General features: G+C 60.6%; 19 protein-coding genes. 9 read left to right on the top strand and 10 right to left on the bottom strand.

Annotated features, from left to right (window positions below; genetic code table 11):
• Positions 1 to 45 precede the first annotated feature (45 nt).
• The 3 genes from AB3X98_RS38735 (at position 46) to AB3X98_RS38725 (ending at position 3,821) form a co-directional block, all read left to right on the top strand.
• Positions 46 to 1,404, top strand: a complete 1,359-nt coding sequence (locus tag AB3X98_RS38735; RefSeq protein WP_368606092.1) for a sugar MFS transporter — start codon at positions 46 to 48, stop codon at positions 1,402 to 1,404.
• The gene (locus AB3X98_RS38730) at positions 1,401 to 2,603 is read left to right on the top strand and encodes an ADP-ribosylglycohydrolase family protein (RefSeq protein ID WP_368606115.1); all 1,203 of its coding nucleotides are present in this window, start codon (positions 1,401 to 1,403) and stop codon (positions 2,601 to 2,603) included. The genes AB3X98_RS38735 and AB3X98_RS38730 overlap by 4 nt, the downstream gene beginning before the upstream one ends.
• Before the next feature lie 75 nt (positions 2,604 to 2,678).
• On the top strand, positions 2,679 to 3,821 hold the full coding sequence (locus AB3X98_RS38725) for a porin (protein WP_368606093.1): 1,143 nt from the start codon (positions 2,679 to 2,681) through the stop codon (positions 3,819 to 3,821).
• A 110-nt stretch (positions 3,822 to 3,931) separates the two neighbouring features.
• On the opposite strand, the gene xylB is transcribed toward AB3X98_RS38725, so the two are convergent.
• From xylB to AB3X98_RS38690, 7 genes are all read right to left on the bottom strand, one after another.
• Positions 3,932 to 5,392: a xylulokinase gene (gene xylB / locus AB3X98_RS38720; protein WP_368606094.1), complete on the bottom strand. Its 1,461-nt coding sequence runs from the start codon at positions 5,390 to 5,392 to the stop codon at positions 3,932 to 3,934.
• Positions 5,393 to 5,440: 48 nt separating this feature from the next.
• A complete protein-coding gene (locus tag AB3X98_RS38715) occupies positions 5,441 to 6,334 on the bottom strand; it encodes a helix-turn-helix domain-containing protein (protein WP_368606095.1) in 894 nt (297 codons plus the stop codon).
• Positions 6,335 to 6,388: 54 nt separating this feature from the next.
• The gene (locus AB3X98_RS38710; RefSeq protein WP_368606096.1) at positions 6,389 to 7,561 is read right to left on the bottom strand and encodes an ABC transporter ATP-binding protein; all 1,173 of its coding nucleotides are present in this window, start codon (positions 7,559 to 7,561) and stop codon (positions 6,389 to 6,391) included.
• A 3-nt stretch (positions 7,562 to 7,564) separates the two neighbouring features.
• Positions 7,565 to 8,599, bottom strand: a complete 1,035-nt coding sequence (locus AB3X98_RS38705) for an NAD(P)-dependent alcohol dehydrogenase (RefSeq protein ID WP_368606097.1) — start codon at positions 8,597 to 8,599, stop codon at positions 7,565 to 7,567.
• 10 nt (positions 8,600 to 8,609) lie between these two features.
• Entirely contained in the window at positions 8,610 to 9,422 is an 813-nt protein-coding gene (locus AB3X98_RS38700) for a carbohydrate ABC transporter permease (RefSeq protein ID WP_069267282.1), read from the bottom strand.
• The gene (locus AB3X98_RS38695; RefSeq protein ID WP_069267281.1) at positions 9,410 to 10,288 is read right to left on the bottom strand and encodes a carbohydrate ABC transporter permease; all 879 of its coding nucleotides are present in this window, start codon (positions 10,286 to 10,288) and stop codon (positions 9,410 to 9,412) included. Before AB3X98_RS38695 ends, AB3X98_RS38700 begins: the two co-directional genes overlap by 13 nt.
• 94 nt (positions 10,289 to 10,382) lie before the next feature.
• Positions 10,383 to 11,654, bottom strand: coding sequence for a sugar ABC transporter substrate-binding protein (locus AB3X98_RS38690; RefSeq protein WP_368606098.1), 1,272 nt, complete (start codon positions 11,652 to 11,654; stop codon positions 10,383 to 10,385).
• A 675-nt stretch (positions 11,655 to 12,329) separates the two neighbouring features.
• On the opposite strand from AB3X98_RS38690, the gene AB3X98_RS38685 reads away from it, so the two are divergent.
• The 6 genes from AB3X98_RS38685 to AB3X98_RS38660 all read left to right on the top strand — a co-directional run bounded on the left by AB3X98_RS38685 (position 12,330) and on the right by AB3X98_RS38660 (position 19,725).
• Complete coding sequence (locus AB3X98_RS38685; protein WP_368606099.1) at positions 12,330 to 13,298, top strand: ABC transporter substrate-binding protein; 969 nt, start codon at positions 12,330 to 12,332, stop codon at positions 13,296 to 13,298.
• Between the two features lie 111 nt (positions 13,299 to 13,409).
• Complete coding sequence (locus AB3X98_RS38680) at positions 13,410 to 14,924, top strand: sugar ABC transporter ATP-binding protein (RefSeq protein ID WP_368606100.1); 1,515 nt, start codon at positions 13,410 to 13,412, stop codon at positions 14,922 to 14,924.
• Positions 14,921 to 15,961 (top strand): ABC transporter permease, encoded by a 1,041-nt coding sequence (locus AB3X98_RS38675; RefSeq protein WP_368606101.1) that lies wholly within the window; start codon positions 14,921 to 14,923, stop codon positions 15,959 to 15,961. The genes AB3X98_RS38680 and AB3X98_RS38675 overlap by 4 nt, the downstream gene beginning before the upstream one ends.
• A complete protein-coding gene (yjfF, locus tag AB3X98_RS38670; RefSeq protein WP_368606102.1) occupies positions 15,958 to 17,037 on the top strand; it encodes a galactofuranose ABC transporter, permease protein YjfF in 1,080 nt (359 codons plus the stop codon). The genes AB3X98_RS38675 and yjfF overlap by 4 nt, the downstream gene beginning before the upstream one ends.
• Positions 17,038 to 17,454: 417 nt before the next feature.
• On the top strand, positions 17,455 to 18,072 hold the full coding sequence (locus AB3X98_RS38665) for a hypothetical protein (protein WP_368606103.1): 618 nt from the start codon (positions 17,455 to 17,457) through the stop codon (positions 18,070 to 18,072).
• Between the two features lie 96 nt (positions 18,073 to 18,168).
• On the top strand, positions 18,169 to 19,725 hold the full coding sequence (locus AB3X98_RS38660; RefSeq protein ID WP_368606104.1) for a methyl-accepting chemotaxis protein: 1,557 nt from the start codon (positions 18,169 to 18,171) through the stop codon (positions 19,723 to 19,725).
• 23 nt (positions 19,726 to 19,748) lie between these two features.
• Here AB3X98_RS38660 and AB3X98_RS38655 read toward each other — a convergent pair whose 3' ends face one another.
• From AB3X98_RS38655 to AB3X98_RS38645, 3 genes are read right to left on the bottom strand one after another with little or no spacing between them, the layout of a single operon-like run.
• On the bottom strand, positions 19,749 to 20,153 hold the full coding sequence (locus AB3X98_RS38655; RefSeq protein WP_069267273.1) for a RidA family protein: 405 nt from the start codon (positions 20,151 to 20,153) through the stop codon (positions 19,749 to 19,751).
• Entirely contained in the window at positions 20,143 to 21,279 is a 1,137-nt protein-coding gene (locus tag AB3X98_RS38650) for a DSD1 family PLP-dependent enzyme (RefSeq protein ID WP_069267272.1), read from the bottom strand. Before AB3X98_RS38650 ends, AB3X98_RS38655 begins: the two co-directional genes overlap by 11 nt.
• Positions 21,276 to 21,962, bottom strand: a complete 687-nt coding sequence (locus tag AB3X98_RS38645) for an HAD-IA family hydrolase (protein ID WP_368606105.1) — start codon at positions 21,960 to 21,962, stop codon at positions 21,276 to 21,278. The genes AB3X98_RS38650 and AB3X98_RS38645 overlap by 4 nt, the downstream gene beginning before the upstream one ends.
• Positions 21,963 to 22,002: the final 40 nt, after the last annotated feature.

Here is a 22,002-nt window from a genome sequence, read left to right as displayed (position 1 = left end):
CCATACTCATGACAAAGCCAAAACTTATTGGAGGAGACAGGAACCATGTTGACCGTTCAACCAATCGTCCAACCGCCCGGCAGAACATATCTCCGGCCGATGCTGACCATCGGCATGCTGTACTTCGTGACCGGGGCCTTCAGTTGGCTAAACGGGCCGTTAACCGTCTTCGTCAAATTGGCCTTCAGGCTTGATGACGTTCAGGCGCTCCTGATTACCGTCGTCTTCTATGTTCCATACTTCCTGTTCGCATTGCCGTATGCCGCCGCGCTGAAGCGAATCGGGATGAAAAGAGGGATGGCGGCAGGCCTGGGCGTCATGTCGATCGGTGCGCTGTCCTTCAGCTGGTTCGTTGGTGCGCACAGCTACCCCGGCGTACTTGCAAGCCTTTTGGTGATCGGAACCGGCCTGTCCTTGATGCAGACCGCCTACAACCCGTACGTCAGCATTCTGGGGCCGATCGACAGCGCGGCGCGGCGTGTGGCTACCATGGGAATCTGCAACAAGACCGCGGGTATCCTTGCCCCCTACGTATTCGGCGCATTGGTTATGGGTAGCGTGGGCGAATTCGTCAGCCGGGTCAAAGCGGCGCCGACAGCAGCACATGCCGACGCTCTGCTCAACGCATTTGCCGCCCGACTGCACGGACCGTATCTCACGCTCGCGGCCATTCTCGCGGCGCTCGCCGTTTTCATCGCATTTTCGTCTCTCCCCGACATCAAGCCATCGGAAGTCAATGTCGCTGAGCGCAGTAGTCATTCCGCGCGCAGCATCTTTTCATTTCCTCATCTTTGGTTGGGAGTGCTTTGCATCTTCACGTACATAGGCGCTGAAGTGCTGGCCGGTGACGCCATCGGCCTATACGGGCAGAGCCTGAATCTGCCGCTCGACGCAACCAAACACTTCACCTCTTACACGATGTCCGCGATGCTCGTTGGCTACCTGGTCGGGCTCGTTCTCGTGCCGCGCTTTATCTCGCAGCAGCGCTATCTGGTCGTCTCCGCACTAATTGGCGTGCTGCTCAGCGTTTGCGCATATCTCTCTGACGGCTATACGTCGATTGCGTTCATCGCTGCACTGGGCTTTGCGCACGCGATGATGTGGCCGGCGATTTTTCCGCTCGCGATCAAAGGACTGGGCCGGTTTACCGAAACCGGATCGGCATTGCTGATTATGGGAATTGTGGGGGGAGCCGTGATGCCTCAACTCTTTGCACACCTGAAGCGAGTGTATGACTTTCAGTTTGTGTACATGGTGCTAACCGTGTCGTGCTACCTGTACATCATGTACTACGGCTTCCATGGCCATATGGTGGGCAGGCGGGAATCGAGCGTAACGAGCAGGTCCCAAACGCAACGGACCCGACACGGCAGCGGCGAAAACAAGGACAAGGAAAACGTATGAGCATTGCCCACCAGTCACTGCAGGACCGTATCCGTGGACTTCTGTACGGGATCGCGTACGGCGACGCGCTCGGCGCCACGGTCGAGAAGCTTTCGGCGTCGCAAATCCGTGAGCGCTTCGGGCGAGTCACTTCGATCAATACCGAATGGCACCGCGCGAAAGATGACGAAGCCGGCCGTAAGGGACGCATACGTGGAGGCGGCATTGTCACCGACGACACCTTCATGGCGCTATCGCTGATGAGTGTGTACAACGAGGTCGGTCGGCACCTCGACGCGTGGGATATGGCCGATGCAATGGTGCGCCAGATCGCCTGGGTTCCGCGATGGATACCCGAACTGCAGCGCGAGACGGTGCTGATCGAACGGTTGTTTTATCCGGAGAAATGGATCTATTTGCGGCATCAGCTTGCTTCCTGCGATCCGCGTCAAGGAGGAATCGGGAACATGGTCAACTGCGGTGCGGCCATGTACATCGCGCCGATCGGCGCGATCAACGCCGGCGATCCCAAGGGCGCCTATGACGAAGCGATCGCATTTGCCAGCGGGCATCAGGAGAGCTATGGGCTCGAAGCAGCCGGTGTGCTCGCCAGTGCGGTAGCCGCGGCGTTCGTGCCTGGCGTCGCGATCGAAGCGGTTGTCGAGGCAGCGCTCGGCGTCGCAAAGGACGGCACGCGTGCAGCGATTGACGCGATCGCCGATGCCGCAGTGCGACTGCGCGGCAAAGACTACGAGACGGTGGTCACGGAATTTCACCGGATCATCGGACGCTTCTCGCCGATTGGTGACGATGTCGAGCATACCGCGAGAAAAGCCGGTATTGCGTCCGACGCCTATCGGCCCTCGCGGCGTCTTTCGATCGAAGAATTGCCGCTGGCGCTCGGCTTCATCATGACAAACTACGGCGACTTCCATCAGGCGATCGAGGACGGCATCAATTCGGGACGCGACACTGATTCGATTGGCGTGATGATCGGAGCGGTGCTGGGGGCAATGCATGGCAGCACCGTGATCGAGGAACGCATTTGCCGGCAACTTGACGAGGTGAACCGGCTGGATCTGCTGTTCGCGGCCGATTGCTTCGGTCAAACGGTGAAGGCTGTTCACGAGGCGGACCGTGCGTTCGCTGAAAAGAAGTTCAAGGTGCGCGCGGACCTCGCACGGAGGACAGGGAGTCCTGAAGCGTTCGGCACGGAATAGTCAGAACTTATGCCCGGGTGGTCGGTATTCGTATCGATCTCCGTTTTCAAATTGATTAGTACTACGAGTTATATAATGAGAGACACTATCCCATTTTCTGCGATTGCAATCGCAATGTTTGCATTGACTGGCATCGCGCATGCACAGTCAAGCGTTACGCTCTACGGGATCGTCGACGATGGCCCCAGTTACACGAGCAATGCGGGTGGCCACGCTGGCTGGCAAATCGTCAGCGGAAGCGCGCAGGGAAGTCGTTGGGGGCTAAAGGGAATTGAAGACCTGGGAGGCGGCCTCACGACGATATTCAGGCTCGAAAACGGCTTCAACATCAATAACGGCACGCTATCGCAGGGCGGTCGGGAGTTCGGACGTCAAGCGTATTTCGGATTGGCTTCGAGCACGCTCGGGACGCTGACGCTGGGTCGCCAACTCGACATGATCAATGATTATGTGGCGCCAATGACGGCAAACTCGTCGTGGGGCGGTTATGCCTTCTCGCATCCGTTCGATAACGACAATACGGACGGCTCGTTTCGCATCAACAACGCGATCAAGTACACCAGCGCGAACTATCTGGGCCTTAGTGTCGGGGCGACATACGCGTTCAGCAACACAACGGGTTTCGCGCAAGACCGTGAATACAGCGTGGGGGTTCAGTACACGCACGGTCCTCTGGTAATTGCCGGCGCGTACTCGAACGTCAACGGCCTCGGCACCAGCACGAACGGTGCCGTCACGCCCGACACCGCGCCGTTCGTCGCAGATTCCCAGAAGATAGCTGGCGCGGGAATCAAGTACGCTTTCGGACCTGCGGCAGTCGCCTTCGTTTATACATTTACGGACATCGGCCAGCCCGTAAGGAACAACCTCGTTCGCGCAACACTGAACGGCACCCGCTTGAGATTCAGCAATTATGAAATCAACGGGTCATACCAGGTGACTCCGCAGTTCTCCATGATGGCGATGTACACCTTTACACATGGCGACTACGCCGCGAGCAACGGAACCGTCCGCCCGAACTGGAACGAGATTGGGGTGATGGGCGACTACCTGCTATCAAAGCGCACCGACGTGTATGTCCAGGGCGTGTGGCAGCACGTGAGCGGCGTGGCTGATGACATGGGCGGAATGGGCGGGGCGTTGATACTCGGCAGTGCGGGGCAGTCGAGTACGGCTAGCCAGATGCTCGTGCACGTGGGACTGCGGCACAAATTCTGAGTGCGCTAGCCGGTGGTTTGCCGTAGTTCAGTTGGGTGTGGGCGTGGGGCGATGCCGTGCGCCCAGACCGATTCGGGCTCCTGCTGCAACGCCTTTCGGTCCAGAGCCGTTCAGGTACGAAACTCGGATTTCAACGCCTGATAGAGCCGGCTATACCGTTCGAACCGGTCTCTCAGCACGCTCCGAAGTGCTGTCTCAGGCTCGTATCGTTCAAGGACAGCGGGCGCTTTGACCACTGCCGCGAGTTCTTCCCGTGTGCACGCGAGACGAGCGAGGCGACTCGCTCCAAGTGCCGCTCCGAGTTCGCCCCCTTCGTTTCGATTGAGTTCGAAGCCAAGCGCGGAAGCACAGAGTTTTCCCCAGTATGCGCTGCGAGAACCGCCGCCGATCAATGCGGCCGCGGTGAGCGTCGTTCCCGCTTCCCGCAGCGCCGCATATCCATCCGCCATCGCGAACGCGACGCCTTCCATCACGCTGTATGCGAGATGCTGGGGGCCATGCGCCGAACTCATCCCGTAGAAGACACCTTTTGCTGCGGCATCGTTGTGCGGCGTCCGCTCCCCGTTCAAATAGGGAAGGAAAATCGGCGCGATGGCGCTTTGTCCCGAGGGGGCGATTTCGATCAGCTCGGCAACGCTGCTCTTGAGCAAGCCGGACAGCCAGTGCAGGCTTGCCGCTGCGCTGAGGATGACACTCATCTGATGCCAATGCCGCGGCACGCAATGGCAGAAAGCATGGACTGCCTGCGCCGGGTTCGGTGCATAGCTCGGGGTCGCGGCGAAGAGCACGCCCGACGTCCCCAGAGACAGAAACGCATCGCCCGGCCGGGCAACGCCGATGCCAACTGCGCTCGCGGCGTTGTCACCGGCGCCGCCACAAACCGTCACGCTGCCATCGAGGCCCCACTCGCGCTGAAGGTCTCCCCGTAACTGGGCCGCAGGCTCGCTGCCCTCAACCAGCCGGGGCATGTGCTCCCTCGACAACCCGGTCGCGTTGAGCATGCGGTCGGACCAGTCGCGTTTTGCAACGTCGAGCCATAGCGTCCCCGAGGCGTCGGACATGTCGGATGTAAACTCACCCGTCAGACGCCACGCAATGTAATCCTTCGGAAGCAGTACTTTCTGCACTGCACGAAAAACGGCTGGCTCGTACTTCGAAAGCCAGAGCAGCTTGGGCGCCGTGAAGCCCGGCATGGCCTGATTCCCGGTGATGTTGCGCGAGTCGGGCACGAGCGCCTCGAGTTCGACGCACTCCGCGTAGGCGCGCGTGTCATTCCACAGAATCGCCGGACGCAGGACGTTGCCACTGCGATCGAGTAGCGTCGCGCCGTGCATCTGGCCGGAAAGGCCGATCCCACGCAGCGCCCTGAACGCGCGAGGCTGCTCACTGCGTAGCGCCGCGACGGCGTCGAGCGTAGCGTTCCACCAGTCCTGGGGGCTTTGCTCCGACCACAGGGGGTGAGGGTTATCGACGCGCAGTCGGGCCCGGCTGCTGGCGATGACGTTCGATTCGGCATCGGTGAGCACAACCTTTACCTCGGACGTGCCGAGGTCGATTCCCAGATAACTCAAAGTGTATTCCCGACGGTGAGCGGGCGGCTGCGCCGCCTTGGCGTGGTCTCAGGCCGCTGCCTTGTGAGCGTGTGAGGGGGCGTCGTTGAGCCGGTGCAACGCGCGAAATTTCGACGGCGGAATCCCTTTTTGCGCGAGAAACTGCCGGTTGAAGTTCGATACGTTATTGAATCCGACGCGGTAACAGATATCGGTCACGCCGAGATCCGAGCACATGAGCAGTTCGCAGGCTTCGTTGAGGCGCAGCCGGTTCTGATACTGCACAAACGTGCAGCCCGTATGCCGCTTGAAGAAGCGCGTAAAGGTGCTGACGCTCATGCTCGACATTTCCGCAACGTCGACTTCACGCAGATTGCCGGCGAGATTCTGCTGGATGTAGGACAGCACCTGGTTGATGGTCGACGACATATAGGGCTGCGCACTGACGTTGTATGCCGGACCGGCGAGCAGTTTCCTGCTGGTGCAGGCGATCAACTGGTCGAGGATCGACATCAGCAGCATCACGCGGCGCGCACCGTGCGCACCTGAAACCTCCTGCATCACAGGGGCAATCGCGAGGCCGAGTGCGTCCGGAAACTGGATACCTCGCGACGCCTGATCGATTAGCGCGATCGCGGGGCTGAGTTCAGCGAATGCCGAGACCATCTTTTCGACTGCATCACGCGAGAACTGCAGCACGAGGTCGCGGGACGGCACGCTCGCGCCGCCGCCGCTGTCTGTCACCCAGTTATGAGGCAGATTCGGGCCCGTCAGCACGATGTTGCCAGGATGGAAGTCCCCGATGTGGTCGCCCACGAAGAACTTGCCCGATGAAGCACGGATGACATGCACTTCGTACTCCGGGTGGAAGTGCCATTTCGCAACCATATGCGGATAGTCGTGCACCCAGGCCCGAAAGGACTCGTCCTGACGGGTATGGACCAATTCGAGATCCGGATTCATTGCTCTCGTCTCCACGGGAATCCTGGCTTCGCGGCCAACACGCGCGCTCGCACGCTAATGTACTCCCACGCCGGGCGCCGCGTGCAGGAGCGGGTCGGGTAGGGGCGCCGCAGCTGCCTCTTCTGCCAGCCCAAGCGACACGTTAGCCCCCGTCGCGACGTCGAAAACATGCAGATCGTGTTCGCGCAACGCGAGTCTGACGTGATCCCCGGTGTGAGGCACGGCATTCGCCGGTACAAGCGCGGTGATACGCTCGCCTGAGCAGTCAACGGTAATGAGCGCTTCTGCGCCCAACACTTCAACCAGCTCCACCGCACCGCTGGGCATGAGTGCATCATCCGCTCTCACATCATCGGGAATCCACACGAAATTTGGGCGAACCGCCAGCTTGATCGCCTGTCCGTCCTGCAAGCGCTGAAAGCGGTTTGCGCGTAGTTCCCAGTGACCGACCGCAGACGACGCGATGACTCTTTCGCCAGTGCGTTGCACCGAGGCATCGAGAAAATTCATCGCAGGCGTGCCGATAAAGCCCGCACCAAAAATCGTGCGCGGATAGCGGTATAGCTCGGTCGGCGTGCCTTCCTGCTCGATGCGTCCGCCGCGCATCAGAATGACGCGGTCGGCTAGCGTCATCGCCTCGAGCTGGTCGTGCGTCACGTAGACCGTGGTCGTTTTCAGGCGCTGATGCAAGCGTTTGATGTCGGTGCGCAACTGGGCGCGCAACCTGGCGTCGAGGTTCGACAAAGGCTCGTCGAACAGGAAGACCGCGGGCGTCTTGATCATCGCCCGGGCGATGGCAGCGCGCTGCTGTTGCCCGCCCGACATGGCGCGCGGCTTGCGCTCTAGCAGCGCATCGAGATTGAGCATGGCGGCCACCTCGCGCACGCGGCGGTCGATCTCGGCCATCGGCGTTTTGAGGCGCCGCAGGCCAAACGCGATGTTCTCGTACACGCTCATGTGCGGATAGAGCGCGTAGTTCTGAAAGACCATCGCGACATTGCGCTCGCGTGCGGGTACGTCGTTCACGACAGTGCCGCCGATCGAGAGATTGCCTCCCGATATCTCCTCCAGCCCGGCGATCATGCGCAGCATCGTCGACTTGCCGCATCCCGACGGCCCCAGTAGAACGACGAACTCGCCTTCGTCGATGTGCAGGTCGAGTGGATGCAGTACCGGTTGCCCGGCGTCGTACTGCTTCATGAGCCCTTCGCAGACGATAGTCGCCATGATTCAATCCATCTCGATCTGGATCTTCACGTCCTCGGGCCGGCCAGCAGCGGCTTCCTCGAACGCCTTGATGCCGTCTGAAAATGCGAATTTTCGGGAGATGAACGGGTTCACGTCGATCATTCCCGAACTGATGAGGGCCAGCGCCCGCGGAAAAATGTTCGCGTAGCGGAACACGGATTCGAGCCGGATCTCCTTTGCCTGCATCGCTACCACGTCGAGCGCGACCGGGCCTGGCGGCATGCCAACCAGCACCGCGCAGCCGCCCGGACACACGAGGTCCAGCAGCGTCTCGAAGACCTTCGCATTGCCCGAGGCTTCGAACACGACATCGGCGCCCCAGTCTTCGGTCACCCGGCGCACCACGTCCTGGAGCGATTCCACTGCGGCATTCACAGTAGTCACCGCCGGATTGCCCGCGAAATGGCGCAATTTCTCTTTCACGACGTCGGCGAGGATCACGCGCGACGCGCCACCCGCGAGCGCCGCGAGCGCCGTCATCGCGCCGATGGTGCCTGCACCAATTACGACGGCCACGTCGCCGGGCTTCATCGCGGCCTTCGTGGCTGCTTGCAGGCCGATCGACAAGGGCTCGACGATGGCGCCTTGCGCGAACGAGACGTTGTCCGGAAGCCGGAAAGTGAACGCGGCCGGGTGCACCACGTACGGAGTCAGGCAGCCATGCACCGGGGGAGTGGCCCAGAACCTCACGGCGGGGTCCAGGTTGTACAGTCCGTGCATGGTGGCACGTGAATCGAACTGCGGCACGCCGGGTTCCATGCAAACGCGGTCGCCAACTTTCAGGTGACCGACTTCGGCCCCCACCTCGACGATCGTGCCCGACGCCTCATGACCGAGCACCATCGGCTGTTCGACCTTGAACGGCCCAATGCGGCCGTGCGTGAAGTAGTGCACGTCACTTCCGCACACGCCAACGGTATGAATGCGAACCTTGACATCGCGTGGCCCGATCGCAAGCGGCAAATCGATGTCCCGCAGGCTCAGGCGTCTAGCTTCTTCCAGTACAAGTGCCTTCACAACATTCTCCTTATTTTCCTTTGACCATTGAGTTCAGGAGGCGAATCAGCACGCCCACGAAGATGATTGGCGGCAGTGCGAGTAGAACTGTCGACGCGTTGATCACGCCCCACGGCACCTCCTGACCGAGCGACGTAAACGCGGATGCGACGACCGGCAGGGTGGCGCTGCGCGAGGACGTCAGCGCAAGTCCCATCATCAGTTCGTTCCAGACCAGCACGAAGCTGAAGATGATGCCGCCCAGCAGTGTGTTGCCACAGGTCGGCAAGGCAATGCGCCAGAACACGGCGTAAGGTCCATAACCGTCGAGCGTGGCGGCTTCCTCGATCTCGCGCGGCATGCGCTGGAACACGGGTATCGAGAGCCATGTGATGGTGGACAAGGTCGTTAGCAGATAGGTGACGATCATCGAGAACCGCGTGTCATACAGCCCGAGGTCCACCCAGATCGCGATGAGCGGAATCGCTACCGCGACCGGCGGCAGGAAACGCAGCGACAGCAGGAAGAACTGGATGTCGCGTTTTGCCGGAACGTGAAAACGCGCGATCACATAGGCTGCTGGCACGCCAAGCACCGTGCCCAGGATGACCGCGGTGCCCACGATGACCGAACTGTTCTCCAGTGCGATCAGCACCTCCGGGCTCGAAATCACCTGCCGGTAATTGTCCAGAGTGGGCGTGAAGATGAAACGCGGCGTGGGTGTGACGATATCGAGCAGGTTCTTCAGTGAATTGAGCACTGCCCAGAGTACGGGGAACACCGCCGCGACGGCGAGCGCTACACCGAGTAGCAGAATCGTACTGCGGGAGATCAGTCTTCCCATTTGTTCACCCGCTTCCAGATAAGCGTGAAAATCAAGGTCGTGGCGACCATCATCAGGACCGCCATGCTCGACGCGTATGACACCTTTCCTGCGAGGCCGATTCCCTGGGAGTACGCGTACATGTCCAGCGTTTCGGTGGATACGCCCGGGCCGCCTTTGGTCATCACGTAGATCAGGTCGAACGAGCGCAGCGATTCCACCATCTTGATGAACACGAGACTCATGATCGGCGCCTTCAGCATTGGCAGCGCGATGTATGCATAAACCTGCCATGTGCTCGCATAGTCGAGCCGTGCGGCTTCGAGCGGCTCGGGCGGCAGCGTCTCGAGGAGCTTCAGCACCACCACGGAAAAGAACAGTCCCCATTGCCAGATATCGACCAGCGCGACCGCATAGAGCGCAAGCGCCGGGTCCGAGAGAAAGGCCGTGTTCGTGATGCCAAAGAGGCCGATCAGCCAGCTGAGAATGCCATTGAGCGGCGAGTACATGAACTTCCAGATAAACGCCGCAGAAACACGTGGCAACAGCACAGGGATGATCAACAGCACACTGATGGCATTGCGCAACCGGCCGTGCACATGCTCGAACAGATAAATGGCAACGACGATTCCGAGCGCGACCGCGCCGAGCACCGTCACGACCTCCCAGATGGCCGAGACCTCGATGGAGTTGATGAAGCGCCGATCGGCAGCAAGGCGCACGAAATTGCGCATCCAGACGAACTCGCTGTCCGGGTAGCGCAACACGCGATTGCGGAGCGCGAGGTTGATCGCCGCGATGGTAGGCACGAATCCCAGGACCGCCATCGCAACGAGAGGCGGCACCAGAAATACGAACGGAAGGCTAGTCTTACCGCGATTGAACATTCAGCTCTCCAGCTTTGAATACGCGGGAGCGCATGCCGCCGCTCCGTTGCACAGAAGGGATTCGCGCGCCTCGCGCGCGTCCCCGCGGTGCCCCTCACTTGCGCGCATGCTCCATGGCATCTTCCGCGTACTGGGTCGAATCGTTGAGCGCGCCCTGAATGTCCTTCTGGGTGCCCGTAAAGATCTCCTCGAGCGCCACGCCAAGGTTGTCACCGATATCCGGCCATTGGGGGCTCGGCCAGAACGTAACCTTCGACACCGGCGTCGTATCCTTCAACCCGGCGAGAATCTGCGGTTTGACATGCTTCTGGAAATAGTCGCTTTCGACTGTGCTCGTGCGGTTGTAGTCGCTGAACACGTTGTCGCGCAGGCGCGCCTGTTCCTGCTCCTTGCTCGTTGCCCACGCAATGAACTTGCCGGCTGCCTGGCGGGCGCATTCGTCCTTTGCGCCGACTGCAGAAATGGCCAGACCATGCCCGTAAGCGGCGGACGGCAGCGGTGAGGGCGGTCTCGCGTAGCCGACCTTGTCGGCGACACTCGACTTGGTGGGGTCTTCCATCCAGTCGGCGAACGGCGTCGACTCGATCATGAACGCCACCTTGCCAGAGCGGAATGCTTCGAGTGCGTTGCTCCAGTCATAGGTGGTTGAGCCCGGCGGCGCATACTTGAAGAGGTCCGTGTAAAGCTGCGTGGCCTTGACGGCAGAGGGTGAATTGAATGCGGGTTGCTGCTGCTTGTCGGTCCATGTGCCGCCTTCGGCGAGCATGAACGGCGCCCAGCGCCAGACGTTCATGCCGGAGCCGCGCTGGCCTCGCGCAACCCAGCCGTACAGGTTCGGCGGCGCGTTGAGTTTCTTGATGTCGGCAACCAGTTCGTCGAGCGTGCGCGGCACCGGCATATGCGCTTTTTCGAGAATATCCCGGCGATAAAACAGGAAGTCGGAACCGCCGATGAGCGGCGCGAAATACGCGACGCCCTTATAGCTCGCGACAGCGCGGCGTCCGGGCAGGAAGTCGTTGTAGTCGGCTTCCCTGGGGTAGTACTTCAGCAGGGGCACGATCCAGCCCGCCGTCGCGAACTCGGAGACATTCGCCTCATCCACGTAGTAGACCTGGTATGAGCCGGCGCCGGTCGACGCGTCGAGCCGCGATTTTGCACGGCGGTCGTTCTCTCCAAAATAGCTGATCTCGATCTTCGTTCCGGTCTTTTTCTCGTAGTCCGGCAAGGATTTTTCCATCACGGTAAGGCCGAGACTTTTCTGCGCGAGCACCTTGATGACAGGAACATTGCACGACTGCGCGACCGACACGACAGGCAGGGTTGCGCCCAGCAACGCACACAGTGCGGAATAGTGGAACCTTTTCACTGCCGTCTCCTGGAAGGTTTTAGTTCGAGTGGTTTGTTATCGGCCGGTGCAGCTTGCGTGCCGGTAGATAGCGAGCGTAAGTTAGCACCGGCCTGGCGCGCCAGCCACGCCAAAACTGGGCAGCGGTTCTGTACTTTTTGCTCAGTTTTTGTGTGCAGCGCAAAATTTTGTGTCGGACCGAGAGCGTGGTTATGCGCTCTGGCAGGGCGCGATTTCGGTTCGATGGGTGGTTCGGGGATCGTCGCGCGCACAGCCTTTCGCTTTGTCACGCGACAGATCACTCCGATTCTAATCATAAGTATCCCTATGTAATTATTATAGTCGCGAGGACGAAATCCACTGGAGATCAGGTTGGCAAGACAATTCGCGAAGGCACAGATAGGTATTTACACCAATGCCAAAACGTGTATCGGAGAAGGCGAATTTTTCATTGGAAGGTTATCGGGCTTCTCCATAGACTGTGCCGAACCCGTTGATCGAGCGCTGTCTCGAGGCAAGGGGCCGAGTCGACGACGTTCTTGCCTTAGCCGGCATTGCCCGGAAATTCAAATCTAACGAGACAGGGGAGCGGAATACTTGCGTTTTGGCTAAAGCATCCATTCGATCGGTGATTCGAACAGCATCAGGCTGTGGCGAAAAATAGTAATTAGAAACTCGTACATCGGAGACAGAATAATGAAGCTGGTCAGAAAGATCGCACTACGTACGATGGTGGGGGCGGCGTTCGCGATTGCTGCCGGGACAAGCGCATTCGCACAGGGCAAGCCGATTACGCTTGGGTTCGCCCAGGTTGGCGCCGAAAGTGCATGGCGCACGGCAAACACCGTGTCGGTGAAAGCGGCAGCCAAGGATGCCGGCGTCAACCTGAAGTTCTCGGACGCCCAGCAGAAGCAGGAAAACCAGATCAGGGCGATCCGCTCGTTCATCGCGCAGAAGGTCGACGTTATCGCGTTTTCGCCTGTCGTCGAATCCGGCTGGGAGCCGGTGCTCGAAGAGGCGAAGCGTGCAAAGATTCCAGTCGTCCTCACCGATCGCGCGATCGACGTAAAGGATCCCTCGCTGTACGTGACGATGATCGGCTCCGACTTCATGGAAGAGGGGCGGCGCGCAGGCCACTGGCTCGAGGAGCGTTACAAGAACGAGCCGGGTCCCATCAACATCGCAGAACTGCAAGGGACAGTCGGTTCCGCGCCAGCCAACGATCGTCATGCGGGCCTGATGGAAGTGATCAAGAGCGATCCGAAGTTCAAGGTGATCGCGTCGCAAAGCGGTGACTTCACGCTTGCGGGCGGCAAGCAGGTGATGGAAGCGTTTGCGAAGACGTACGGCAAAAAGATCAACGTGGTCTATGCCCATAACGACGATATGGCGCTCGGAGCAATCCAGGCCATGGAAGAAGCAGGCATCAAACCGGGCAAGGATGTCACGGTCGTTTCCTTCGACGCGACAAAGGGTGGCTTCCAGGCCATGGTGGACGGGAAGATCAACGTGGACGTCGAATGCAGCCCGTTGCTCGGTCCTCAGTTGATGGCCGCGGTGAAGGACATCGTGGCCGGCAAGCAGATTCCGCGGCGCATCGTGACCGACGAAGGCATCTTCCCGATGAATGTCGCAGCGCAAGTCATGCCGAGCCGAAAGTACTGATCTGCACGTCATATCTAGCCGCTGACGGGCGCGCTCGGGAGCGTCACTCCTGAGCGCGCCGGCTCGTCCCCGACACCACTGCCGAGGCCGTCCGCGGATCTCGCGAACATCATGAAGCCTTTACCCATACTCGAAATGACCGGCATCGACAAGACGTTCCCGGGCGTCAAGGCGTTGCAGCAGGTCGATTTTCGGCTGTTTCCCGGTGAGATTCACACGTTGATGGGCCAGAACGGCGCGGGCAAATCAACGCTCATCAACGTGCTCACGGGCGTATTCGCACACGATCGCGGCGAAATCTGCCTCGCTGGGAAGCCGGTTCGCTTCACCGCGCCGCTGGACGCCGAAGCCGCCGGCATCCAGACGCTCTATCAGGAAGTGAACCTCTGCCCGAACCTTTCCGTGGCGGAGAACATCTTCGCCGGGCGGCACCCCAAGAAGCGCGGAGCAATCGACTGGAAAGCGATCAACCTGCAGGCGCGGGACGCGCTGGCCGCTCTGGATCTTTACATTGACGTCACGCGCTCGCTGGATTCCTACCCGATCGCGGTCCAGCAGATGGTGGCAATCGCGCGCGCCGTCTCCGTCGACGCGAGCGTGCTCATTCTCGACGAGCCGACGTCAAGTCTCGATGACGGCGAAGTCGCGCGGCTTTTCGCTGTGCTGCGCCGCTTGAAGGAATCGGGAATGGCGATTCTGTTCGTGACACACTTTCTTGAGCAGACCTATGCCGTGTCGGATCGCATCACCGTCATGCGTAATGGCGCACGAGAAGGCGAGTACCTGGCAAAGGACTTGCCCGTCGACGTGCTGGTCGCAAAGATGACTGGCCGCGAAGGCATGAATGAGGCAATGAAGGCTGGCGCATCGGACGGACCACACCCGGATGCAGCGGCAACCCCCTTTCTTTCCATGCAGGGTGTGGGTCGGCGTGGATTGATGAGTCCCGTCGATCTCGACGTGTGTCCAGGCCAGATCGTCGGCCTTGCTGGACTGCTCGGTTCTGGCCGCACCGAAACAGCGCGGCTGGTGTTCGGCGCGGAACGCCCGGACACTGGGACGATGCTGATCGACGGACATCGCGCGAAGCTCACTTCGCCGCGTGACGCTGTGCGACATGGCATTGCCTATTGCCCCGAGGATCGAAAAAAAGAAGGAATCGTAGCGGCATTGTCGATCCGGGAAAACATCGTTCTGGCGTTGCAGGCACGACGTGGATGGTGGCGCATGCTGAGTTACGCCCGCCAAAGAAAAATGGCCGATGAATACATCGCGCAACTCGGGATCAAGGCACGCGACGCAGAGCAGCCCATCGGCCTGCTCTCGGGGGGAAACCAGCAAAAGGTGCTGCTCGCCCGCTGGCTCGCGACCGAGCCGAAACTGTTGATTATGGATGAGCCAACGCGCGGTATCGACGTCGCCGCGAAGTTCGAGATCATGGACCGTGTGCGTTCGCTTTGCGCGAAAGGCCTCGCAATTCTCTTTATCTCTTCTGAAATGAGCGAGGTGGTTCGCGTCAGTCACAGGATTGCTGTCCTGCGCGACCGTCGCAAGGTCGCCGAGATCGCGGGCGATCGCCTCTCGGAGGATCAGGTGTATCAACTCATCGCAGGAGGCGAGTCATGAAACCGGTTCGCGCGCTGGTGCGGCATCAATTGGTCTGGCCCGCCATCACACTCGTCTTGCTGATTCTTCTGGACGTGGCGCATCGCGCAAGCTTTCTCTCTGTGACAGTCCTCGACGGTCATCTTTTCGGTGCGCCGATCGACATCCTCAATCGTGCTGCGCCGCTCGTGATGGTCTCCCTCGGCATGACGCTCGTCATCGCGACGCGAGGCATCGACATCTCGGTCGGAGCAACGGTAGCCATTGCGGGCGCGGCCGCCGCGATCATCCTCGAGGCGGATCCGTCGCGCGTTGGCATGGCGCTTGGGGCGGCGATTGCCGTCGGACTGTTGGCCGGGATGTGGAACGGCCTGCTTGTCGCGCTCGTCGGGATGCAGCCGATCATCGCCACACTCATATTGATGGTCGCAGGGCGGGGCGTTGCACAGTTGCTGACCGGCGGCCAGATTATTCCCATCGGTGCACCTGGCTACCTCAGGCTGGGAGATGGATATCTGGCGATGGTTCCCTGCTCGGTCTGGATCGCGGTCGTCGTGACGCTCGCGCTCGCGCTTCTGGTGAACCGCACCGCGCTCGGACTCTTCGTCCGCTCCATTGGCGTCAATCCTGTCGCAACGCGGCTGGTCGGGCTGCGTTCCGGCGCGATCGTCTTCGGCGTGTATGTCATCTGTGGGTTGATGGCGGCGCTCGCCGGGATCATCGCCAGCTCGAACGTACGGAGTGCCGATGGAAACAATGCGGGTCTGTTGCTCGAACTCGACGCGATTCTGGCCGTGACGCTCGGCGGGACGTCGTTGCTTGGCGGCCGCTTCAGTCTTGGCGGCACGGTGCTCGGCGCATTGATCATCCAGACGTTGACCTACACGACCTATTCGATCGGTGTGCCGCCGGAAGCAACGCTCGTTGTCAAGGCGATTGTCGTGGTCGCGGTGAGTGTCATTCAGTCGGAGGTTGCGCGTGCGCTGGTTGTCAGGCAGGTGAAACATCTTCTTTCCCCGGCGCGCGAACGCGCATCCACCGGAACGAGTCCATCATGAGAAAGCTGACTGGTCGTCTGGCCGATCCGAGAACCCTGCCCATCGTCGCAACGATCGTGCTGTTCGCCGCGCTGTTCGGGTTTGGTTCTGTCATGTACACCGGCTTCTTTTCGATGCAGGTTTTGACGGGCCTGTTCGTTGACAACGCGTTTCTGCTCGTCGTGGCGATTGGCATGACGTTCGTGATCCTGTCGGGGGGCATCGACCTGTCGGTCGGCGCTGTGGTTGCCCTGACCACGATACTGTGCGCTGTGGGCGCGCAGTGGCTGCATTGGCCCCTCTGGGTCGTCGTGCCGATCGTGCTGGTTTTCGGCGCGCTCTACGGTGCGGCGATGGGAGCGCTGATTCACTTCTTCCGCCTGCAGCCGTTCATCATCACGCTCGCGGGCATGTTCCTGGCTCGCGGCGCATGCTTCCTGATTACGACGGAATCGATCACGATCGACGAGCCGACGTTCCATGCTGTCGCGTCTCTGAATATTCCGGTCGGCGGCGGCTCCCTCAATGCCGGATCGCTGGTTGGCATTGCGACGCTCGTGATCGCCATTTTCATCGCGCACTTTACGCGCTTCGGGCGCAACGTTTATGCAATTGGCGGCAATGAGCGCTCTGCGCTCCTTATGGGCTTGCCAGTCGCAAGAACGAAGATCGCTGTCTATGCGTTGAGCGGCTTCTGCTCGGCGCTGGGCGGGGTGATCTTTACGTTGTATGTGCTTTCCGGGTACGGACTGCAGGCACAGGGGATGGAACTCGATGCGATCGCTGCAACGGTGATCGGCGGAACGTTGTTGACCGGCGGGGTCGGCTACGTAATTGGCTCGCTATTCGGCGTCGGCATCCTCGGCACCATCCAGACGCTGATCACCTTCGACGGCACGTTGAGTTCGTGGTGGACGCGCATCGTCATCGGCGCATTGCTCTGCGTGTTCTGTCTGCTGCAGCGGATCATCGAGCGGCACGCGGGCCGACGCCGCAAGGGCGGCGGGGATTTCGTGCCGACCTCGGCCGGGCCATCGCACGGTGGGCAGCGGGGGCGGGATAAGCGTGGTCGCGGTGATCTCGTCACGACGACCTGAACGTCTCAGGTTGATATCCAGTCTGGCCGAACGAGAGGGGAGAACATGCTCGAGTTGCGGGAAACGGATTTACGAGAGCCAGGCTTCGGGAAGGCGGCGCAACCTGGAGAGCCAGAGCAGGGCACAGGCGGGAAGGCGTATCGGCAGACGACGCTTTCGAATGCCTATCTGAGGCTCGACGTAGAGGCGGGGCGCCACGGCGGGATTGCGCAACTAGAGTGGAACGACCGGGGCGTGTGGACGCCCGTCTTTCGACAGGCGCAGCGGCGAGGGCATAGAACTGCTCCCCGTCGACTATCGTGTCAACCGTCGATCTGGGTTCAGAACGTGGCGCAGGACATCCGGGCTGCGGCGACGTCGTCAGGATCACAGCCAATCGGCGCAAGTCGGCGGGTTCCGCTGGCCGATGTTGCACTTATGGGCGACTGGAAAATCGACTCGACCGGAGAAAAATGTCTCCGCTTGATAGCCGAAGTCGCAGAGCGCTATAGGGCAGTCCAGACATATGAGCTTGACGGGCCGACACTGGAAATCGCCGTCGAACTCGAGAATACGGGACACACGCCGCTACCGTGCGAAATCGAGGTCAGTCCGGCCCTGGTGCGCGACGCGGATACCCGCATAAGCGCGCCGGCGGGCTGGATCTGGATTGCACGAGAGAACGGAAAGACTCCCAGGCTCGTTCCGGCTCCGTTCGCGTGGCAATTCGGGGTGACATACCCTTTACCGGCGAAGGCGGTAGACCACGCGTTCACTGGCTGGGGAGGGAGGGCGCTGGTCGAATGGCCGGCGCGACAGTTTTCTCTCGCGATCGTGGGAAACACGGACTGCTATCGCCTTTGTGCATATCCGGAAGACGATTCGTTTTCGTTCCAGGTGATGAATGATCAATCGGAACACCGCCACATCCGCGACGGCGATGGCTTGCACGGGCTTTCGGTTCTTGCTGCGGGACAAACGCTCAGCCGTCGGGTCAGCTTCACAGTCGAACGTCTGGCGTCTCTGACGAGGACCGCGCGCTACTCGGCGGAGTAGTGGTTTATTGCAGTTGGAATCTTTTCATATTAATAAAAAGGTCGTCACGGCCCGTGTGGAGAGGTCGATTTGACACATCATGAATCGGGGGGAAACATGCTCAAGGGGCTCAGTATCAAAAGCGGGCTGACCTGCGTAATTTCGGTGTTTGTCGTCATCCTTGCTGTGACGAGCTCTGCGGGCATTCTGGCGCTGAAGCTGAACAACGACGCGCTGAGAGCGATGTATGAAGTGGATACCAGTTCGCTGGTCGCGCTGAAGACCAGTGACGCCTTGCTTCAGCGCGCACGCGTTTCACTCGACAGCTACCTTTCGTTGTATGGTCTGGGTGACCCGGAGCCGGACTTGCTCTCGGGTGCGCGACAGGATCTAAAGGATTCCGAACTAGAATTCTCGAAATATCTTTCACTGCAATCGGGCGCGGACTCCGATGCGGCGAAGCAGCTGGCAGAGCGCCGCCGGTCGGTCCTCGACAAGGCGATCCTGCCCGCGGCTGACGCGCTCGGCCAAATGGATTTCGGCCACTTCAAGGAACTCCAGGGGAAGGCGACACAGGATGCGGTGGCGTCTTATCAGAGCGCGATGAAGGAACGCGAGAACGCGGTCGTCGACTTGCAACGGCAACGTTTTGCGCAGGCGCAGTCGCGCTTTCATTTGATGGTCGCCATGCTTGCCGCAACGGCGGTGGTCGCACTTGCCGTGGGAATAGGCGCTCGGCGGATCCTCGTTGGAATCGTGGTGAGCCCTATCGCTGAAATCAAGACACATCTCGCGCGCATTGCCTCAGGCAATCTTCAGGGCGATGTGCTCGCCGAATATCGGAACGAGATGGGAATGCTCATGGCGGACGTCAGGACGATGCAGGACGCGCTGGTGCGAACTGTCCGGAGCGTTCGCGGCGGCACGGAAACCATCAACGTCGGCGCACAGGAGATTGCCTCCGGCAGCGCGGATCTTTCGCGGCGAACCGAGCAACAGGCAGCGTCGCTCGAGCTTGCAGCCGCGAACATGGCGCAGCTGACGCGGGCCGTCAAGAAGAACGCGGAGACTGCCGATACCGTGAGTCGACAGGCCTTGGCGGCTTCACAAACGGCATCTGCGGGCGGCGAGGTGGTTCACGAAGTCGTCCGGACGATGCAAGGCATATCGGTGCATTCCAGCAAGGTCGCCGAAATCGTGGGCCTGATAGAGAGCATCGCCTTCCAGACCAACATTCTGGCGCTGAATGCCGCCGTCGAGGCGGCACGGGCTGGAGAACTCGGGCGCGGTTTTGCGGTCGTTGCGAGTGAGGTCCGAAGTCTCGCTCAACGAAGTGCGCAGGCGGCAAAAGAGATCAAGCAGTTGATCGATGCGACGGTCGGGAAGATCGACCAAGGTTCGCTGCTCGCGCAAAGGGCAGGCACGATCATGACCGAGGTCGTGTCGTCAGTCTCAGCGGTAAGCGGGTTGATGGCTGAGTTGCACCGGGCTACGCAGGAACAGAGTCACGACATCGAGCAGGTGAGTGGCGCGGTCGTGCAAATGGACACAACGACTCAGCAAAATGCGGCACTCGTCGAGCAGGCTGCAGCCGCAGCCCAGTCGCTCAAGGAGCAGGCCGCGCTGCTCGACAATGTCGTTTCGGAATTCAAGATCGCATCGGGTACGTCGTGACTCTGCCGCGAGCACAAGCAACCTTATAGCACTGCTGTCGCTTCGATCTCGATCTTGAAGCCGAAGTGGAGCGGTCCCGTCGGCACGATTGTACGTGCCGGCCGCGCCTCGCTCGCCCAATCCGCGTAGATCTGATTGAAACTCGGCCAATGCTCGATATCGTCGAGATAGACGCGAACCTGGACCAGTTGCGCGATGCTGCTGCCTGCGCCTTCTAGCGCAACCTTGAGATTCGCCAGCACCTGCTCGGCCTGCGCCTCGAACGACGCGTCGGTCAGCTTTTGGCCCTGCGCGTCGATCGGCAACTGACCCGACACGAAGACCAGTCCGTTTGCAATCGCCACGTGACTATAGTGGCCCCCCGGGGGACGCAGGTTCACCGGGTTTTCCGTGCGCGGCAATCGCGTGCCCGATTCGTTACCAGCCATGAAAGCGGCTCCATACGGTTGTTTCGCCATCTGCGGATAGCGCGTGATACTCCGGGAACTGCGTGCCTGTTGCGCAGGCATGATTGGGCAGGATACGCAGCTTCGTTCCGATCGGAAAGCGGGTCGCCAGGTTCGTTGTTTGCTGTGTTTCATGAGCCGGCGATAAAATCCCGTGCTCCTGGTTTGCACCGCTCAAAACCCAGTCGGTCAAAGGCGTGCCATCGAGACTACAGGGCAGACCATATCCGAAATCTTCCGTCTGCCGCGACGTCCCGCGGTCGCGGCTCATCGCCATCCAGCCTGCGTCCACGATCACCCAGTCTTTTTCCGGCTGATGGCCGATGACCGTCGTGAGCACGCTCAAAGCGATGTCATCGGTCGAGCATACGCCGATGTTGCGCATCACGAGATCAAAAAAGACGTAAACACCCGCGCGCACCTCGGATACGCCATCCAGTTTCTCGGCGGACAACGCGGTGGGTGTCGAACCGACGCTCACCGCGTCACAAGGGAGGCCCGCGTCACGCAGCCGTTGCGCTGCGCGAACACAGCCTGCGCGTTCCTGTTCGGCGAGCGCAGACAGCGCATCGGGCGTGTGAAGCTCGTAGCTGGAGCCCGCGTGTGTCATCACGCCGCCGAGCTTGACGCCGCTGTCATGCAGGATGCGCCCGACCTCCAGCAACGCATCCTGCTCCGGCGCGATCCCTGAGCGATGCCCATCTGTATCCACCTCGATCCAGACTTCGAAGGCTTCCTTCTGCCCGGCGCAATACCTCGCGACTTCTACCGCTGCGCGCGTGTTGTCCACCACCAGCTTCAGATCGCAGCCCCGTTGTCGGAGCGCCATCGCTCTTGGCAGCTTCGACGGCACGATACTGACCGCGTAGAGAATATCGGTCACGCCAGCCGCAAAGAACGCTTCCGCTTCCTTCAGCGTCGAAACCGTGATGCCGTTCGCGCCGGCTGCCAGTTGCGCGTGCACCACCTCCCTACATTTGGTCGTTTTCACGTGCGGGCGAAACTTCACGCCGAGCGCGTTCAGGCGCGACTGCATACGCGCAATATTCCTGTTCATCCGCGGGATATCGACCAGGGCTGCAGGGGTATCGAGTTGATCAAGTTTCATGATTTCAGTTGGGCAGCTTGTTGTGCGCCGAAATGTCGGAACCGGCTGCACCAGGGCACAAGTGATTCCAGTGTCGGCGCCTCGATTTCGGGAGGCGGCGCACCTTCTACCAAGGCCAGGGCAACCCTGTTGTGCCAATAAGTCCGCAAGCCGACCGAGGCGGTGCCGAACATGTCGTAGCTCGAGCCGGCAACGAAGACGGCCTCCGAAGGCGTCACGCCGAGCACGTCGAGCGCCAGGCGATAGGGCGTCGGGTCGGGTTTGTATGCGCCGGCTTCTTCGGCGGTGATTACGGCATCCCATTTGACGGGAAAGATTCCTGCCGCCTGGCGGCCAAGTCGTATCGAGCAGTTGGTTACGATAGCGATCTTGCAATGCGGTTGAAGCTGTTGCACTGCCTCGACGGCACCGCTCCACGATGTCAGTTGAAGCCAGTCTGCCTCAAGCGCGAGTGCGGAGGATTCGGGCAAGCCCACGTGCACCGCGGACTGCTTTACCAGCTGTTCGTAGGCGACGTAGCGCCCGCAACCGTAGGTTAGACGTAGGTACTCGGCGCGCCACGCACGCCCAGCCTGCTCCGAGCCTGCGGAGCGGTTCCAGAGCGTCCACGAGTCGAGCAGCGCGGTGAGAAGATCGAAGAGGACCGCCTTCGGATAGCCGGTCGTTGAAGATGGACTGCTCATGAGCGAGGCCTCCAAGCGGTTCATTCATGGCATCAAGTAT

Origin of the sequence: Paraburkholderia sp. BR14312 (genome assembly GCF_040948675.1) — a bacterium.
Taxonomy (GTDB): Bacteria; Pseudomonadota; Gammaproteobacteria; order Burkholderiales; family Burkholderiaceae; genus Paraburkholderia; species Paraburkholderia nodosa_A.
This window is presented reverse-complemented; position numbering and strand designations above follow the sequence as displayed.